Origin of the sequence: Pseudomonas sp. NPDC089534 (assembly GCF_044749305.1) — a bacterium.
Taxonomy (GTDB): domain Bacteria; phylum Pseudomonadota; class Gammaproteobacteria; order Pseudomonadales; family Pseudomonadaceae; genus Aquipseudomonas; species Aquipseudomonas ekonensis.
The window spans coordinates 1-17,297 of the sequence record NZ_JBIVHR010000022.1 but is presented as its reverse complement, the minus strand read 5'-3'; the positions used below and the strand labels follow the sequence as shown (position 1 = coordinate 17,297).

The 17,297-nt window shown below is 65.0% G+C and carries 15 protein-coding genes; 3 read left to right on the top strand and 12 right to left on the bottom strand.

All coding sequences use genetic code 11. The annotated features are described in order from the left end of the window. Positions 1–13 precede the first annotated feature (13 nt). From mtr to ACIP0B_RS09335, 8 genes are all read right to left on the bottom strand, one after another. Positions 14–1,282 (bottom strand): tryptophan permease, encoded by a 1,269-nt coding sequence (mtr, locus tag ACIP0B_RS09370; RefSeq protein WP_400831407.1) that lies wholly within the window; start codon positions 1,280–1,282, stop codon positions 14–16. 272 nt (positions 1,283–1,554) lie between these two features. Beyond that, complete coding sequence (locus ACIP0B_RS09365; RefSeq protein ID WP_400831405.1) at positions 1,555–2,892, bottom strand: amidase family protein; 1,338 nt, start codon at positions 2,890–2,892, stop codon at positions 1,555–1,557. Positions 2,893–2,923: 31 nt separating this feature from the next. Next, on the bottom strand, positions 2,924–4,624 hold the full coding sequence (locus ACIP0B_RS09360; protein ID WP_400831403.1) for an FAD-dependent oxidoreductase: 1,701 nt from the start codon (positions 4,622–4,624) through the stop codon (positions 2,924–2,926). Positions 4,625–4,652: 28 nt separating this feature from the next. Further along, the gene (locus tag ACIP0B_RS09355; protein ID WP_400831402.1) at positions 4,653–5,132 is read right to left on the bottom strand and encodes an aromatic-ring-hydroxylating dioxygenase subunit beta; all 480 of its coding nucleotides are present in this window, start codon (positions 5,130–5,132) and stop codon (positions 4,653–4,655) included. Then, the gene (locus ACIP0B_RS09350) at positions 5,116–6,387 is read right to left on the bottom strand and encodes an aromatic ring-hydroxylating dioxygenase subunit alpha (RefSeq protein WP_400831400.1); all 1,272 of its coding nucleotides are present in this window, start codon (positions 6,385–6,387) and stop codon (positions 5,116–5,118) included. Before ACIP0B_RS09350 ends, ACIP0B_RS09355 begins: the two co-directional genes overlap by 17 nt. 40 nt (positions 6,388–6,427) lie before the next feature. After that, positions 6,428–7,360 (bottom strand): PDR/VanB family oxidoreductase, encoded by a 933-nt coding sequence (locus ACIP0B_RS09345; RefSeq protein ID WP_400831399.1) that lies wholly within the window; start codon positions 7,358–7,360, stop codon positions 6,428–6,430. Beyond that, complete coding sequence (locus ACIP0B_RS09340; RefSeq protein ID WP_217890748.1) at positions 7,357–7,773, bottom strand: DUF4440 domain-containing protein; 417 nt, start codon at positions 7,771–7,773, stop codon at positions 7,357–7,359. Before ACIP0B_RS09340 ends, ACIP0B_RS09345 begins: the two co-directional genes overlap by 4 nt. Further along, a complete protein-coding gene (locus tag ACIP0B_RS09335; RefSeq protein WP_400831398.1) occupies positions 7,754–9,121 on the bottom strand; it encodes an MFS transporter in 1,368 nt (455 codons plus the stop codon). Before ACIP0B_RS09335 ends, ACIP0B_RS09340 begins: the two co-directional genes overlap by 20 nt. A 105-nt stretch (positions 9,122–9,226) precedes the next feature. On the opposite strand from ACIP0B_RS09335, the gene ACIP0B_RS09330 reads away from it, so the two are divergent. Further along, positions 9,227–10,114 (top strand): LysR family transcriptional regulator, encoded by an 888-nt coding sequence (locus tag ACIP0B_RS09330; RefSeq protein WP_400831463.1) that lies wholly within the window; start codon positions 9,227–9,229, stop codon positions 10,112–10,114. A 154-nt stretch (positions 10,115–10,268) separates the two neighbouring features. Here the strand turns inward: ACIP0B_RS09330 and glpD are convergent, their stop codons facing one another. The 4 genes from glpD to ACIP0B_RS09310 form a co-directional block, all read right to left on the bottom strand. Continuing rightward, the gene (gene glpD / locus ACIP0B_RS09325) at positions 10,269–11,807 is read right to left on the bottom strand and encodes a glycerol-3-phosphate dehydrogenase (protein ID WP_217890750.1); all 1,539 of its coding nucleotides are present in this window, start codon (positions 11,805–11,807) and stop codon (positions 10,269–10,271) included. A 315-nt stretch (positions 11,808–12,122) separates the two neighbouring features. After that, on the bottom strand, positions 12,123–12,878 hold the full coding sequence (locus tag ACIP0B_RS09320; RefSeq protein WP_085580212.1) for a DeoR/GlpR family transcriptional regulator: 756 nt from the start codon (positions 12,876–12,878) through the stop codon (positions 12,123–12,125). Between the two features lie 96 nt (positions 12,879–12,974). Then, positions 12,975–14,477, bottom strand: coding sequence for a glycerol kinase GlpK (glpK, locus tag ACIP0B_RS09315; RefSeq protein ID WP_085580214.1), 1,503 nt, complete (start codon positions 14,475–14,477; stop codon positions 12,975–12,977). A gap of 79 nt (positions 14,478–14,556) precedes the next feature. Continuing rightward, entirely contained in the window at positions 14,557–15,408 is an 852-nt protein-coding gene (locus ACIP0B_RS09310; protein WP_400831396.1) for an MIP/aquaporin family protein, read from the bottom strand. A gap of 362 nt (positions 15,409–15,770) precedes the next feature. Between ACIP0B_RS09310 and ybaK the strand changes: the two genes are divergently transcribed. Both ybaK and ACIP0B_RS09300 read left to right on the top strand, forming a co-directional pair. Next, the gene (ybaK, locus tag ACIP0B_RS09305) at positions 15,771–16,241 is read left to right on the top strand and encodes a Cys-tRNA(Pro) deacylase (RefSeq protein ID WP_400831395.1); all 471 of its coding nucleotides are present in this window, start codon (positions 15,771–15,773) and stop codon (positions 16,239–16,241) included. A gap of 98 nt (positions 16,242–16,339) precedes the next feature. After that, a complete protein-coding gene (locus tag ACIP0B_RS09300; protein WP_400831393.1) occupies positions 16,340–17,122 on the top strand; it encodes a PhzF family phenazine biosynthesis protein in 783 nt (260 codons plus the stop codon). Positions 17,123–17,297 lie beyond the last annotated feature (175 nt).

Sequence of the window (17,297 nt, the reverse complement as noted above, 5' to 3'; positions counted from 1 at the left end):
GAATGCCCGGCGCTCAGCGCCAGACCGGCAGAAGGTCCAGCGTGAACAGCAGGTGGGACACCGCGCAGGCCACCCCGAACAGCAGCACCAACGCGATCATCGGCGTGCCGCCCCACACCCGGTAGCGCGGGCTGTCGAAGCGGATGCGCGAGGCGCGCGCCAGCAGCGCCGGGGTGATGACGGCCCAGACGGTGGCGGCGAGGCCGGCGAAACCGATGGCGTGGAGGAAGCCTTCCGGCCACAGGAAGCCGCACAGCATCGGCGGCAGGAAGGTGACGGCGGCGGTCTTCAGGCGGCCCATGGGGCGGTCGTCGAACTTCAGCACGTCGGCCAGGTAGTCGAACAGGCCCAGGGTCACGCCGAGGAACGAGCAGGCCACGGCGAAGTTGGAGAAGAAGGTCAGCAGCAGGTCGACGTTCGCGCTGTCGAGCCGCGAGCCCAGGGCGCCGATCAGCACGTCGATGTTGCCGCCGCGCTGGGCGATGTCCTTGAACGCCTCCCGCGGGATGTTGCCCATGCTGCACAGCATCCACACCAGGTACAGGGCCAGGGCGATCAGCGTGCCGCCCACGAGGCACGCGCGGATGCGCCGCGGGTCCTTGCCGTAATGCTTCATCAGGCTGGGCACGTTGCCGTGAAAGCCGAACGAGGTCAGGCAGAAGGGCAGGGTCACCAGCAGGTACGGCCAGTAACGGTGGTCGCCGGTGCCCAGGTCGAGCAGCGTGGCCGGCTGCACGTGGCCGAGCAGGCCGCCGAAGGTCAGGAAAAACGCGAGGATCTTGGCGCCGAACACCAGGGTGGTCATGCGGCTCACCGCCGAGGTGCTGAGCCAGACGGTGAACGCCACCAGCACGGTGAACCCCAGCCCGCCGACCCGCGCCGGCAGGTCGATGCCCATCGACTGCGCGGTGTGGTGGAGCACCGAACCGCTGGCCGAAATGTAGGCGTAGGTCAGGATGTAGAGCACGAACACGATGCTCAGGCCGTTGAGCCGGTTCCAGGTGCGGCCGAGCAGGTCCCGGGTGATGGTCGAGAAGCTCGCGCCCTCGTGGTAGTTGAGGTTGGCCTCAAGGATCATCAGCCCCGAATGCAGGGTGCAGAACCAGGCGAGCAGCAGCACCGCGACCGAACCGTGGAACCACAGCCCGGACATGACCACCGGCAGCGAGAACATGCCGGCGCCGACGATGGTGCCGCCGATGATCATGGCGCCGCCGAGCACCGAAGGCGAACGTTCGAGTGCGGCGGGTGAAGCGGATGAAGCAAGTGATGTGGCACGCATGGCGGGGCCTGCATTGATGTTGTTATGAATGACTCGATTCGGGAGCGCCGGCGACTGCTGACTGTTCGCGCACCCGTTCCCCTGTGGGAGCCAGCCTGCTGGCGATGGCGTCAGCGAAGGCGCCGCAGGACCTGGGCAAGGCAGTCGCCTGCGGCATGCCGGATCCTGCGGGAGCGGCGATGCGACTTGCCTGCCAAGAGCCCGTCCGTCTCGACATCGACGGCGGGCGACTCACCGCTTTCGCGAGCAGGCTCGCTCCTGCAGGGCTGCGTTCAGCTGACGCCCAGCCAGGACGACAGCCGGCGCACCTGCGCCAGCAGCACCTCGTCCTGCCCCGGCAGCGCATCGAACGACAGCCCCACCGGCAGCGCCCCGGCGGCCGCCACCGGCACCGTGATGCTCGGCGCCGCCAGGTTGCTGGCCGGGTCGGTGTTGCGCACGAACCGTTCGAAATGGCTTTCGTCCGCGCAATCGCCCAGCAGCGGCGCACTGCACGCCACCGTCGGGTAGGCGATCAGGTCCAGCCGCTGCCCGGCGAACAGCGCGCGGTATTCCTGCTCCAGCCGCACCTTGCCCATCAGCGCCTGCACGTAGTCGGTGTAGGAGATCGCCGGGCTCTCCAGCTGGGCGGTGAGGGTCTTCCTGATGGCCGGATCGGCGATCTGCGCCAGGACGTCGAGGAAATCCCCGCCGCGCCCTTCCTTCATCAGGAAACGCGGGAAGTCGATGAAGAACTCGTAGATCGGCAGCGGAAACTGGATGCACTCGTTGATCTCGCCGAGGGCCGCGTCGTTGACCGGCACGATGTCCGCGCCCCGGTCGGCCAGCGCATCGATCGCGCGCCGGCAGTCGCGGTGCACGTTGTCGTCCAGGTCCGACCAGAAGAAGCGTTCCGGCAGGCCGATGCGCAGCGGTCGGTTTTCCGGCTGCGGGACAGGGCCGCGGCCGGTCAGGTGATGGTGGACGAACTGGCAGTCCTCCACGGTGCGGGTCAGCAGGCCTGGGGTGTCCTTGGTCTGCGAGACCGGCACGATGCCGTCCGCCGGGTAGGCGCCGGTGGTGGGGCGCAGGCCGACGATCCCGCAGAAGGCCGCCGGGATGCGCACCGAACCGCCGGTGTCGGTGCCCACCGCGCACGGCACCAGCCCCGCGGCCACGGCGGCGGCGCAACCGCCGCTGCTGCCGCCGGCGCTGCGGCGCTCGTCGGCCGGGTTGGCCACCGCGCCGTGGGCGTGGTTGGCCGAGGTCACGCCGAACGACAGTTCGTGCATGTTGTTCTTGCCCACGACCTGCGCGCCCAACCGGCGCAGCTCCGCCACGATGCCTGCGTCCGCCTGCGGCACGTAGTCGGCCAGGCCCGGCGTGCCGGCGGTGGTCGGCAGGCCGCGGACGTTGATGTTGTCCTTGAAGGACACCGGCAGCCCGTAGAGCGGTGCGTTGCGGTCCGCCGCCGGTGTGCCGGCCGACGACGCCGGGTCGAAGGTGATGAAACTGTTCAGGTGCTGCGCGTCCTGGTGCCGTTCGCGCAGGTCCTGCCGCCAGGCGTCGGGGCAGAGGTCGCCGGCGCGGAAACCGGCGACGAGTTGTTCAATGGATAAGCGACTGTTCATGGAAAGTCTCGCGAAAGGGAGAGGGGCCCGGTCAGCAGTAGCGGTACTGCGGCACCAGTCCGTCGAGGGGATTGCCGTCGATCAGGTCGCCGCCCAGGCTGCTGATCACCGCGCAGGCGGTGTTCAGGGCGGTCTGGATCGAGCCTTCGGCCCAGCCCCCGGTGAACGAGGCGCCGCAGCCGGCCAGGTACAGGCCGGTGTCTTGGCTGGCGTCGAGGGCGGTGCGGAACTGGTAGAACAGGCGCTCGGAATAGATGTCGTCGCCGGGGAAGTTCAGCTTGAACGCGCCCAGGGCGTGCTTGTCGGTCAGCCAGTCGTATTCGAGCACGTAGCGCCCGTAGTCGCCGTCGAGCGGCACCAGGTGGCGGGCGAACTCGGGTGCGCTCATCGACAGTTCGTCGACCAGGCGCAGGCAGCGCTGCACCTTGTCGGTCATCGAGACCATCTTGTGCGAGTCGTCTTCCCAGGTGTAGCTGATCAGCACCACACCCCAGGAGTCCGGGTCCTGCGGGGCGTAGTCCAGGCAGTACACGCCCTTGACCAGGGTGTCGGTCTGGATGTTGTGCGCCAGGCCGTGCTTGAGCCAGAACTTGTCCTTGGTGAGGATGAACAGCTTCGACGAGCCGACCATGTGGGTTTCGTTGATCGCCCGGGCGACGTCGCGGTTCACGAACGTCTGGTCCTGGGTGAGCTTGAGGTTGACCTGCAGGGCGCGGGTCGTGGCGGTGGTGATCACCCGGTCGCAGGCGTAGGTCTCGCCGTTGCTGCCGGCCAGCAGGATCTGGCCGTCCGCGTCTTTGTCGATCGATTCGATACGGGTGCGGCAGATCATGTCGCGCAGTTGCATGCCGTTGAACGCGGTGTCGGCGATCAGCTCCGCCAGCGTCGAGATGCCGTTGGGCACCAGGCGCTGGTTGACCTCCAGCCCGTTGACCACCAGGCGCAGGATCTCGGTGAACGAGGCGCGGTACACCGACTGGAAGCCGCCGGAGCCGATCCCCAGGGAGCCGAACAGGTGGAAGTCCTCAGGCTTGCGCCAGGCCTTGCCGCCGGGCGGGTTCTTGCCGGTGAAGATGCGCACCATCGCCGAGTAGAACGAGCTGTCGCCGAAACAGTCCAGGTAGCGTTGCCACTCCGGCTGCACTTCGCAGTAGTTGTGCTGCTTGAGCAGTTCGGTCAGCAGCAGGGGCGGGGCCAGGCGGGTGCCGTCGTCCAGGGTCGCGCCCTCGCTCAGGAACGCGCTCCAGCCCTGGTGCACGGTGCGGAACAGCGCCGGCGGCGGCTGCATCGCCGGCCAGTGGTGGGTCTCGCCGCGGTAGTGCAGTTCGGTGTCGACTACGCCTGGGTCGGGAAAGGTGTTGGTGGTGTGGATGCCGAAGCGGTTGAGGTAATGGAACAGCCCGACCTCGCTCGGCGGGAAGCGCATGGCGCCCATCTCGGCGATGAACTGCGGTTGCTCTTCGTCGAAGCACTGGGTCAGCAGGCGGCCGCCGATGTGGCTCGGTTCGGCTTCGAACAGGGTCACGCGGCGGGCGCCGGCGCGCAGCAGCTCATAGGCGGCCACCAGCCCGGTTAGGCCGGCGCCGACGATGCCGATGTGCTTGTCGGCGCTCTCAGGCGGCAGATGCCCGATGGCCTTGTCGGCGCTGCGCAGGAACTGGCCGTAGTCGTACAGCAGGTCGACGTAGGGAAAGGACAGGCACGCGGCGCCCTGGCTGGAGTCGTTGTTCATGGGAGTCACAGGGGGAATTCTCGGTCGGTCAGATGATGAGTTGCAGGCTTTCGAGGGCGCGGGCGGGGTTGAGCAGCAGGACTTTCTTGCCCTGGATCTTCCACTGGCCGTCGAGGTGGATCAGCCGGTGCTCGACGGTGACGGGGTAGTGCCATTCCTGTTCGCCGCGGGCTTCGCAGTACAGCAGGTTGCTGCTGGCGGTCGCGCTGCAGGACGGCTCCTCGACGGTGATCCGCGGCCGTTGGGCGATGTGCAGGCAGCGGCTTTTCGGCTGCTGGGAAAAGTTGCGGGCATTGGCCAGGCGGTTGATGCGCAGGGTGGTCAGGAAGCGGTCTTCGTACACCAGCGAGGATTCGAGCAGCGGGCTCTGCTGCTCGCGGGTCATGGGGATCCAGTAGGTGTAGTCGTCGCTCAGCAGCTGCTGCCAGGCGTCGAAATCCTGTTGGTCGAGCAGGTGCATTTCGGTCTCGAGCAAGCGCTCGACGGCCCGTTCAGTTGGTTCGTGCATGGTCGTCCCGCATCAGGTTTTGCCAGTGGTCGTAGAAGTTGCGCATCGCCCGTTCGCTGGTGCCGGACACCACGCGGGTCTGGTCGTGGGTCTCGCCCGGCGCGAACAGGCGGGCGACGTTGACCCACTCGTTGGCGTCGCTGCGCAGGCCTTCGGTGGCGCGCTCGTACATCTCCACGTCGTCGTGGGCGACCATCGAGCACGGCGAGTTGATCAGGTTGTTGTACTGCACGGTCCGTTCGAGCAGTTGCACCGGGGCGCCCTGCAACTCGAAGATCCACGATTCGACGATGGTCTCCGTCGCGCTGACCGGGCGGATCACCCGCAGGGTCTGGATCGGGCCCTTGACCATCAGGTTGGGGAAATAGACGGTGTTGTGCCGGGTGTCGTCGAGGATCGCCTGGGCCTGGGCTTCGCCGTAGCTTTCGACCATCAGGTCCCAGTAGCCGGGAATGCTGGTGTAGGCCTTGTGGATCGAGTTGCTGACGCCGGTGTGCCCGTGGCCGTTGGGCCAGACGCGGATGCCCATGCCGGCGAAGAATTCGTAGGAGCCCATGAACGGCGAGAACAGCTCCACCGCCATCGGCGCCGGGCGGCTCTGGTCGCCGGTTTCCTTCCACAGGCGGATGGCTTCGCCGGCCGAGGATTCGTGGGCGATCATCGGGTGGCAGGTGTCGGTCTGGTTGTCGACCACCATCTTCCAGTTGCAGCGGTGGCGGTGCAGCAGCGGCTGGCCGACCACGCGCAGTTCGCCCTTGGGCGAGCGCATGACCATGTTGTCGAGGGTCGACAGCGATTCGCCGAAGAATTCCTCGAAACCGAGGCCGGTCTCGCTCAGGCGCACGAACACGAAACCGCGGTAGTTGCGCACCGCCGCCACTTGCCGCATGCCTTTGCCGGCCGAACAGCTGCTGAGGTCGCAGTCGTCGTATTCCTTCTTCACCGGGATGCTCATCAGCTCGCCGTCGGTCTTGAACGTCCAGGCGTGGTACGGGCAGCGCATGAAGCGGCCGACGTTGCCGCGGGCTTCGGCCAGCACCTTCACGCCCTTGTGCGGGCAGCGGTTGTGCAGCACCACGATGTCGCCGTTCTTCTGGCGCACCATGGCCAGCGGCTGGGCGGCGAGGGTGGCGGTGAAGTAGTCGCCGGCCTCGGGGATCAGGCTGTCGTGGCCCAGGTAGCACCAGCTGGCGGCAAACACCCGCTGCTGTTCCAGTTCGAAAAGTCGCTGATCGAGGAACAGAGACTTGTGCACTTCTCTGCCATTGAAATAGTTGTCCAACGGGGTGTCCTCTTCAGATCGCCAGCTTCAGGCGGGGGCTCTTCGCCCGGGAGACGCAGGGATACATCCGTGCGCTGCAGGCCGCTTCTTGTTCGCTCATGATGAAGTCGCGGTGATCGACGTCGCCTTCGAGCACGTCCAGCGCGCAGACGCCGCACTCGCCCCGGCGGCAGTCGTAGATCGGATCGAGGCCGGCGGCCTCCAGGGCTTCGAGCAGGGTCTGGCCGGGGCCGACCTCAAGGCTCACGCCGGACTCGGCGGCCTCGACCGTGAAGCCTTGCGCGCCGTCGTCCTTGGCGACGTTGAACACTTCCAGGTGGATGCGCTCGCGGGGCAGGCCGGCGCTTTCGGCGTGGCTCAGGATCTCGCTGAGCATCGCGGCCGGGCCGCAGACGTACAGGCGGTCCTCGGGGCTGAGGTCGGCGAGCACCTGGCCGAGCGCCGGGCGCTGGCCGGACAGGTGCAGGTTCATCCGCTCCTGCAGCAGCGTGCGCAGGTCGTCGGCGTAGGCCGCGTCCTCGGCGCTGCGGGCGAAGTAGTGCAGGTGCGCGGGGCGCTTGAGCGCCGTCAGGTGGCGCAGGATGCCGGTCAGCGGCGTGATGCCGATGCCGCCGGCGATGGCGATGTCCCGGCCGGCCCCGGCGCTGAGCGGGTAGTCGAAGGTGTTGAACGGGCCGTCGAGCTCGACGGCGTCGTCGACCTTCAGCGAGCGGATGTAGCGGCTGCTGGCCGAGTCGTCCGAGAGGCGCACGGCGAAGGTGAAACGCCCTTCGGCGGCGTCGTCCAGCTCCACCGTGGAGTAATGGCGCCAGTCGCCGGACTCGGGCATCCGCCATTTGAAATGGGCACCGGCATGGGCCGAGGCGGCGGGGGCCGCCGGGCCGCTGACGGTGATTTCCTTGATGGACGCCGACAGCATCCGGCAGTGGGTGACGGTGAACTTCATGCCGGGGTTTCCTGGGGCAAAGGCGTTTCGTGCAGGTACAGCCATTGGGTGCTGTGGTGGTGCACGCGCAGGATCGCCACGGAAATGCGCGAGGTCTCGCGCTGGTTTTGGCGATGGGTTTCCTTGTAGCGCAGGGCCACGGTGGCGCCTTCGCGCCAGACGGTGTGCAGGTCGCTGATGACGATCTCAAGGCCCGGACGGGCGCCGACCGCACCCTTGAACAGCTGTTCGACCTGGGCCCGGCCGACCACGGCGGCGGAGGTGGTGACCATGCTGAAGTCTTCGGTGAAGACATCCATCAGCGGGGCGATGGCGGCTTCGCCGGTGCCGTCGGCATCGGTGAAGACACGGTGGATCAGCTCATGCACGTGATGGACGCTGTGGCGCGCTTGTTCAACCGGGTTGTTGTTCATGGCATTCCTTTGGAGGGTTCAGTTGGCTCATGTGGAACAGGGGGAACAGCCCGGCCAGCGCGGCGATCGCGAAGGTCGCGTGATAGGCCGGGGTGGAGTCGAGCTGTTTGAGCAGCAGGTTGTAGATCATCAGGAACAAGGCCGCGCCGACGCTGAAGGACATCTGTCGGTTGATGTTCCAGATCACGCTGGCCTTGTGCGTGTCGCCGCCCTGAAAGTCCATCAGCGAAGTGGTCTGCGCGGTGTTGGCGCCGATGCCGCCGCCCGTGCCCATCAGGCAGTAGGCGATCACGATCACCCAGATGTCCGTCGGCGCGTCCACCAGCATCAGGGTGGCGATGCCGGCGCTGTGCAGCAGCATGCCGAGGGTGAACAGGCGTTTGGCGCCGACCCGGTTGTAGACCCGGCCGCAGACGGTCATCGCGATGAACGCGCCGGCGGCGTAGAGGATCATGAACATCCCGGTCAGGCGGGCGCTGAAGTGCAGGGTGTTCTGCAGGAAGAAGATGCTCATCAGGTTGACCCCGGTGAACACGCCGGGAATCGCGTAATAGATGAAGATCGATGTGCTGAGCTTTTTGCTGCGCAGCAGGCTCAGGTCGATGATCGCGTCGCTGGCGCGGCGGTAGTGCAGCAGGTACAGCGCGACGAACATCAGGCCCGCCGCTACGCAGGCGATGGCGGTGGCGGCCGGGTAGTCGCCGCCGTACAGCGACATGCCCATCAGCAGGCTGCCGAGGGCGGCGCTGACCAGCAGCAGGCCGAGGATGTCCGGGCGGGGCAGGCTGGCGGGTCTGGTCTCCCGGATCCAGAACCACGACAGGCCGGCGGCGATCAGCGAGAACGGAATGTTGCTGTAGAACACCCAGCGCCATGAGCTGCTGTCGACGATGACGCCGCCGACGGTCGGCGAGACCGCCGGGGCGATCAGGGCCACGGCCATCACCATCGTCGAGATCTTGGCCCGCTGCTCGCCCTGGAACAGGTTGAAGGTCAGCGCCTGGCCCACCGGAATCAGAAGGCCGCCGCCGATGCCCTGGACGAAGCGCCAGATCACCAGTTCATGGAAGCTGTCGCCCAGGCCGCACATCCACACGGAACCGGTGAACACCAGCATCGAAAGGGTGAGGATCTCGCGGCTGCCGAAGCGGCCGGCCAGCCAGGTGCTGACGGGAATGATCAGGGTCAGGCCCAGAATGTAGGCGTTCGCCACCCAGGCCACCGAAGAACTGCTGACCTGCAAAGTTGCCGATATGCTCGGCAATGCCACGGCCGACATGAATATGTTTATGCAGTCAATAAAAAAGCCGATCAGAAAGATCAGCGCGATTTTGTAGCGATAGTTCATGTTGTTTCCTCTTTCCCGCCAAGCATAGGGGCGATGGACTTGGAGTGTCGATACGACTATGCTTAAAACAATGTTTGAAAGGATTGAACAGTGAACTCTACCGCCATGCATTCTCATCTTAATCGGGTTCAGACATTTCTCGCGGTGGTCGATTTCGGCTCCTACACCAAGGCCGCGAATTACCTGAGTATCAGCAAAGCCATGGCCAGCCTGCATGTCAAGGCGCTGGAGGAAGTTCTTTCGGCGACGCTGCTGATCCGCAATACCCGCAACATATCGTTGACCGAAATCGGCCAAGACTTCTATGAAGAGTTCAAAGGCATTGTCGCGGATATCGACAATGCCTTTGACAATGTATTGAAGGGCAATAATAGGGTTTCCGGAAAGTTACGAATCAGTTCGACCAGCGAATATGGCGAGCGCTATATATTGCCGCTGATTCCGTTATTCTCCGAGCGTTATCCGGAAATACGCCTGTGCTACAACTTCAACTCTTCGTTGAATGATCTGGTGGCCGAGAAACTTGATTTGGTGATACGCCTCGGCAACCTGGCGGACTCGGCCTTCAAGAGCCGCAAGCTGGCGGACTACGAGATTGTGCTGGTCGCCACCCCGGCGTTTCTCGAACGCCATCCGGTCGCGCAGCCCTTGGACCTGAACGGCGTGCCGTGGATCGCCAACAGCAATCTCCAGGCCCCGACCCAGTGGCTGCTGCGTGACGCCCAGGGCAACGGCGCGGAGATCCACGGCACCAGCCATTTCGAATCCAACTCTTCCACGGCGATCCGCTCGATGACCCTGTCGTCGCTCGGGGTCTCGGTGCTGCCGGGCTGGGTGGTCGAGGACGACATCGCCAGCGGCCGCCTGGTCCGCCTGTTGCCGGACTATGCGCTGCCGTCGCAATCGATCAACGTGGTGTTTCCCAACACCGCGCACCTGCCGCACAAGTCCCGGGCGTTCATCGATTTCCTGCTGCTGCACCTGGCCGACTGAAAAACCGAACCTTGCGGTGAGGGAGCTTGCTCCGCCAGCGCTTCTGTTGGTGCGACTGCTGCGCAGTCCGGCGGGAGCAAGCGCCCTCGCCACAGGGCACAAAAAAGCCCCTGAATCCTGCGATTCAGGGGCTTTCGTTTGAGCGGTGCGCGGATCAGGCGGCTTCGGTCTTGCTGCGGTTCTGCTCGACCTTGTTCAGGTAGGCCGCCAGCTTCTGCTGCTCGTCGGCGGTGGTGAACAGGCCCAGCTTGCTGCGGCGCCACAGGATGTCCTGGGCGCTGGTGGCCCATTCCTCGCTGCACAGGTAATCGACTTCGCGGGTGTAGAGCCCGCCGCCCAGGTGCTCGCCCATGTCGGCCAGGGTTTCCACGCCTTCGAGCATGCGCCAGGTGCGGCTGCCGTAGGTGGTGGCCCAGCGGCGGGCGATCTCGGTCGGCACCCAGTCGAACTTGTCGCGGATCAGCGCGCACAACGCCTGCGGGGTGGTCATGTCTTCGCCGCCGGGCAGGGTGGCGCCGGCAGTCCAGCTCGGACGCATCTGGGTGAAGTACGGCATCAGTTGCGCCATCGCCGATTCGGCCAGCTTGCGGTAGGTGGTCAGCTTGCCGCCGAACACCGACAGCAGCGGCGCCTCTTCGGTGCCGCCGGACAGCGCCAGGGTGTAGTCGCGGGTCACGGCCGACGGGTTGTCGGACTCGTCGTTGCACAGCGGACGCACGCCCGAGTAGGTGTGCAGGATGTCGTCGCGGCCGATCTGCTTCTTGAAGTGGGCGTTGACCACTTTGAGCAGGTAATCGGTCTCGCCGTCGGTGATCGCCACCTGCGCCGGGTCGCCGGTGTATTCGCGGTCGGTGGTGCCGATCAGGGTCAGGCCGTTGAGGTACGGAATGGTGAAGACGATGCGCTGGTCCTCGTTCTGCAGGATGTGCGCGTGGTCGCCTTCGTACAGCTTCGGCACGATGATGTGGCTGCCCTGGATCAGGCGGATGCCGTAAGGCGATTCCATCTTCAGGTCGTCGCGGATGAACTTGGCGACCCACGGGCCGGCGGCGTTCACCAGGGCCTTGGCGGTGATCGAGAACAGGCTGCCGTCGGCGCGCTCCAGGTGCAGGTGCCACAGGCCCTTGGTGCGGCGGGCGCTGACGCAGCGCGTCCGGGTGTGGATGTGCGCGCCTTTCTCGCGGGCGGCCATGGCGTTGAGCACGACGAGGCGGGCGTCATCGACCCAGCAGTCGGAGTATTCGAAGCCTTTGCTGATTTCGCTCTTCAGCGCGCTGTCGGCGCCGAACTTCAGGCTCTTGGAGCCGGCGAGCTTTTCCCGCTTGCCGAGGTGGTCGTACAGGAACAGGCCGGCGCGGATCATCCAGGCCGGGCGCAGGTGCGGGCGGTGCGGCAGCACGAAACGCATCGGCTTGACGATGTGCGGCGCCTTGGCCAGCAGCACTTCGCGTTCGGCCAAGGCTTCGCGCACCAGGCGGAATTCGTAATGTTCGAGGTAGCGCAGGCCGCCGTGGATCAGCTTGCTGCTGGCCGAGGAGGTGTGGCTGGCCAGGTCGTCCTTTTCGCAAAGGAACACCGAGAGGCCGCGACCGGCGGCATCCGCTGCGATCCCCACGCCATTGATCCCGCCGCCGATCACGGCGATGTCGTAGACCTCGGAAAGAGGGGGCGTAGGCAAGGTAGAAGTGGGCATCGGCGGGCCTCGGGATCTTTTAGTTTTCTGTTTGGAAATCGAACATGAATGTTCATTTGCGAAAATGGTAGCCCATAAAGACGCGCGCAGCCAGTCGCCTTCGATTGAAAAAACTCATCGAAGGGCGGCTAAAAGAAAATATTCGAACATGAAATGCGCGTTAGAGCGCGGATGGGGGGGGCTGTGAGATCGCCATCGCGGGCAAGCCCGCTCCCACAGTGTCTGCTGTGTTCATCAGTTCTGTGAACGACGAAAGCCCTATGGGAGCAGGCAAGCCCGCGATGGCGTCAGTGAAGACGCCGAGCAACGAAGGGGTTAAACGACTTCCAGGCGAACCTTGTGCTGGTTCAGCAGCTGCATCAGCGCCGGCACCGGCTGCTGGTCGGTGACCAGGCAATCGATCAGGCTGATCGGGCCGAGGCGGATCATGGCGTTGCGCCCGAACTTGCTGGAGTCGGCCGCCAGGATCACCTGCCGGGCGTTGGCGATGATCGCCTGGGACACCCGCACTTCCTGGTAGTCGAAGTCGAGCAGGCTGCCGTCCTCGTCGATGCCGCTGATGCCGACCAGGGCGAAGTCCACCTTGAACTGGTTGATGAAGTCGACGCTGGCCTGGCCGACCACGCCGCCGTCGCGGCGCACGTTGCCGCCGGTCAGCAGCACGTCGAAGTCATCCTTGGCGCTGAGCATCGAGGCGACGTGCAGGTTGTTGGTGATGATCTTCAGGTGGCTGTGGTTGAGCAGGGCGCGGGCGATCGATTCGGTGGTGGTGCCGATGTTGATGAACAGCGAGGCGTGATCGGGGATCTGCGCGGCGATGGCTTCGCCGATGCGTTGCTTTTCATCGCGCATCTGGTCGGCGCGCATCGCATAGGCGGTGTTTTCGACGCTGGAGTCGTAGGCGGCGCCGCCGTGGTAGCGGCGCAGCAGGTTGGCTTCGGCGAGCTGGTTGATGTCGCGGCGGATGGTCTGCGGGGTGACAACGAACAGCGTGGCCATTTCCTCGATGCTGACATAGCCGCGTTCGCGGACCAGTTCGAGGATTTGCTGCTGACGGGGAGGCAGATTCATGGGGCTTCCTTTGGGCTGCCGTGCAAAATTTGCCCATGATGCCGCAGGAATCACCTCCCGGCCAAGTTAGAACCCTATCAGGAGCTCAAGCTTGGCTTATTCAGCGTCTTCGCGCTCCCAGTCGCGGGTGCGGCTGACGGCCTTTTTCCAGCCCTTGTAGAGTTTTTCCTTGGCGGCTTCGTCCAGGGTCGGCGCGAACTCGCGCTCGATCACCGCCTTGTCGCGCAGCTCGTCCAGGCTGCCCCAGAAACCGCACGCCAGGCCGGCCAGGTAGGCGGCGCCGAGGGCGGTGGTCTCGCGCATTTTCGGGCGCTCCACCTGGGTGCCGAGGATATCGGCCTGGAACTGCATCAGGAAGTTGTTGGCCACGGCGCCGCCGTCCACGCGCAGGGCCTTGAGGCGTTCGCCGGAGTCCTGCTGCATGGCGTCGAGCACGTCGCGGGTCTGGTAGGCGATCGACTCCAGCGCGGCGCGGATGATGTGATCCACGCGCACGCCGCGGGTCAGGCCGAACAGGGCGCCGCGGGCATACGGATCCCAGTACGGCGCGCCCAGGCCGGTGAAGGCCGGCACCAGGTACACGCCGTTGCTGTCCTTGACCTTGTTGGCGAAGTATTCGGTGTCGTGGGCGTCGTTGACGATCTTCAGCTCATCGCGCAGCCACTGCACGGTGGAGCCGCCGTTGAACACCGCGCCTTCCAGGGCGTAGGCCACTTCGCCGCGTGGGCCGCAGGCGATGGTGGTGAGCATGCCGTGCTGCGATTTCACCGCTTTGTCGCCGGTGTTCATCAAAAGGAAGCAGCCGGTGCCGTAGGTGTTCTTCGCCTGGCCGGGCTCCACGCACATCTGGCCGAACAGGGCGGCCTGCTGGTCGCCGGCGATGCCGCCGATGGCGATGCCGCTCTTGGTGCGGCCGTAGATTTCCGAGGAGGCCTTGACCGGCGGCAGCATCTCGCGCGGGATGTCCAGCAGCTCCAGCATCTTCGAGTCCCACTCCAGCGTGTGGATGTTGAAGAGCATGGTGCGCGAGGCGTTGGTGTAGTCGGTGACGTGGACCTTGCCGCCGGTGAATTTCCAGATCAGCCAGCTGTCGACGGTGCCGAACAGCAGCTCGCCGTTGCGCGCGCGTTCGCGGCTGCCTTCGACGTTGTCCAGGATCCACTTCAGCTTGGTGCCGGAGAAGTACGGGTCGGTGACCAGGCCTGTGGTGTCGCGGATGTACTGCTCGTGACCGTCACGCTTGAGCTGCTGGCAGATCTCGGTGCTGCGGCGGCACTGCCAGACGATGGCGTTGTACACCGGGCGGCCGGTGTTCTTGTCCCAGACCACGGTGGTCTCGCGCTGGTTGGTGATGCCGATGGCGGCCACCTGATCGTGGTGCAGGCCGGCCTGCGCCAGGGCTTCGACCATCACCGCGCTCTGGGTGGCGAAGATTTCCATCGGGTCGTGCTCGACCCAGCCGGCTTGCGGGTAATGCTGGGCGAATTCGCGCTGGGCGGTGCAGACCACGTTCGCGTCGCGGTCGAAAATGATCGCGCGGGAGCTGGTCGTACCCTGATCGAGGGCAATGATGTAGTTCTTGTTCTGTGTGTCGGTCATGTCGATTGCCTTGGACGATAAAAAGGGAGAGTGGGCCGGGGCGCAGGCTCGGCAGGGGCAGGAGCCTGCGCCGACGGTGTCAAGAGGTTCTTGGTTTGCCGTCAATGGCCGGTTCTGCATCCTTTGTAGCAGGTGTGGCGCCGGTCAGGTGACGGGCGATGAGCCCGCGGTACCCGGCAGCGCCGAGGCAGGCACCGACGATCGGTGCGAAAACAGGAATCAGGAAGTACGGAATGTCACGTCCGCCGGTGAAGGAAATTTCACCCCAGCCGGCAAAGAAAGTCATCAGCTTGGGGCCGAAGTCGCGGGCCGGGTTCATCGCGAAGCCGGTCAGCGGGCCCATCGCGCTGCCGATCACGGCGATCAGCAGACCGATCAGCAGCGGCGCCAGCGGACCTTTCGGCAGGCCGTTGTTGTCGTCGGTCAGGGACATGATCACGCCCATCAGGATCGCGGTGATGATCACCTCGACCAGAAACGCCTGGGCGGTCGACAGCACAGGGTTCGGGTAGGTGGAGAACACGCCCGCCAACTCCAGGCTGGCCGGTGTGCCGCGAACCATGTGGTGGGTCTGTTCGAAATCGAAGAACAGGTTGCTGTACAGCGTGTAGACCAGCAACGCGCCGCAGAACGCGCCGGCGATCTGGGCAAGGATGTAGAACGGCAGCTTGCGCTTTTCGAAGTCGGCGAACAGGGTCAGGGCAATGCTCACGGCCGGATTCAGGTGCGCGCCGGACACGCCGGCGGTGAGGTAGATCGCCATGCTAACGCCGACGCCCCAGATGATGCTGATTTCCCACAGGCCGAAACTGGCGCCCGCGACCTTGAGCGCCGCGACGCAGCCGGTGCCGAAGAAGATCAGGAGTGCAGTACCCAGAAACTCGGCCAGGCACTGGCCTGAGAGTGAAGGTTGCTGTAACGCAGTTGTCATCGAAAACCTCGGTTCTTTTTGTTGTCTGGCGCGTTTGCCGACGGGGCAAGGCGCGATTTTCACCGGGGCAGGATCCCCATCCTGGGCCCGGTCTGCTGCTGGGTGCTGCGGTGAGGAAATTTCCTACTGTATTCAGATTCGAAAAAATATAGACAAGAAACACTGCTGTCAAAGGTCGAAAGTGAACCGTCGGTCACAATTAAACTATCAGTCACATGAATGATCGGGCGGTCGGCTGGCGGTCGGCACATGAAGATTGTCCGCAAGCCGCAGGAATCGTGGCCTGTGATAGAGCCTTTTGCGGTGCGATGGCCTAGAATCCGGCGCACTGTCTTTCCCTGCCCGCCGAGCCTGGAGCTGCCATGACCCCTGCGTTGGACTTGTTGAAGAAAGTTCGTGCCGAACATCGCGTGCACAGTTACGAACATGACCCCAAGGCAGCGTCCTATGGGCTGGAGGCCGCGGAAAAGCTGGGGCTGGATCCTGCGCAAGTGTTCAAGACGCTGCTGGCGGCCAGTGAAAAGGGTGAGCTGCTGGTGGCGGTGGTGCCGGTCGTCGGAAGCCTCGACCTCAAGGGCCTGGCCCACGCGGCAGGGGTGAAAAAAGCCGAAATGGCCGACCCGGCGGCGGCGCAACGCTCCACGGGTTATCTGCTCGGCGGCATCAGTCCGCTGGGGCAGAAAAAACGCCTGCGCACCTTCATCGACAGCTCGGCCCAGCCTTTTGCGACTATTTATGTCAGCGCCGGTCGCCGGGGACTGGAGGTCGAACTGGCGCCGGCGGTGCTGGCCGAACACACCCAGGCCCGGTTTGCCGACATCGGCCGCGCGTGAGGCCCGCCGGCACTGTATGACGGAAATCGGCCGGCTCTGTCTCTGGCGCGGATCGGGCCGTCGCGGCATGCTCCGCCGACAGACATAGGGAGAAGGTTATGCAGCTTGAGTTTCATCAGGTCGATGCGTTCAGCGATCGGCCGTTCAGCGGCAATCCGGCGATGGTCTACCGGCTCGACGCCTGGCTCGCGGACGATCTGATGCAGAAGATCGCCGCCGAACACAACCTGGCGGAAACCGCGTTTCTGGTGCGCGAAGGGCAGGCCTGGCACATCCGCTGGTTCACCCCGACCACCGAAGTGCCGCTGTGCGGGCATGCGACCCTGGCCAGCGCCTACGTGCTGTTCGAAATCCATAAGGAAACCGCCGAGCGTCTGGACTTCACCTGCAAGTCCGGGCCGTTGAGCGTCAGCCGTGAGGGCGACACGTTGTGGCTGGACTTCCCGGCCATCGAAGCGGTGGAGCGGGGCGTCACCGTGGAGATCGAACGGGCGCTGAACGTGCAGGCGGTGGACGTCCTGAGCTCCAATGAACTGATGGTGGTGCTGGAGTCGGAGCAGGCGGTGCTCGACTGCCAGCCGGACATGGCCGCCTTGGCCAAGCTGCCGTGGCTGGGCGCCATCGTCACCGCGCGGGGCAGCCAGCATGACTTCGTCTCGCGCTACTTTGCCCCGGCCATCGGCATCAACGAAGATCCGGTCACCGGTTCCACCCATTGCAGCCTGATTCCCTACTGGTCCAAGCGGCTGGGCAAAACCAGCCTGACCGCGTGCCAGCGTTCGGCGCGGGGCGGGGAACTGTTCTGCCGGCTGGAAGGCGAGCGGGTGAGGATCGGCGGGAACGCGACGTTGGTGGCCAGCGGCACTTTGATCCTGAAGTAGCCAGCAAGCGATGGCGCCGGCACTGCCGGCATCTGTGGTGACTGCCCCACCGCCATCGCCAGCAGGCTGGCTCCCACAGGGGATCTGCGGTGCTTGCGGATTCTGCGCTCACCGCAAAAACCTGTGGGAGATTCTATGTTGCAAGGGAACCCTGCAGCCTCAAGTTCGGTTGGTA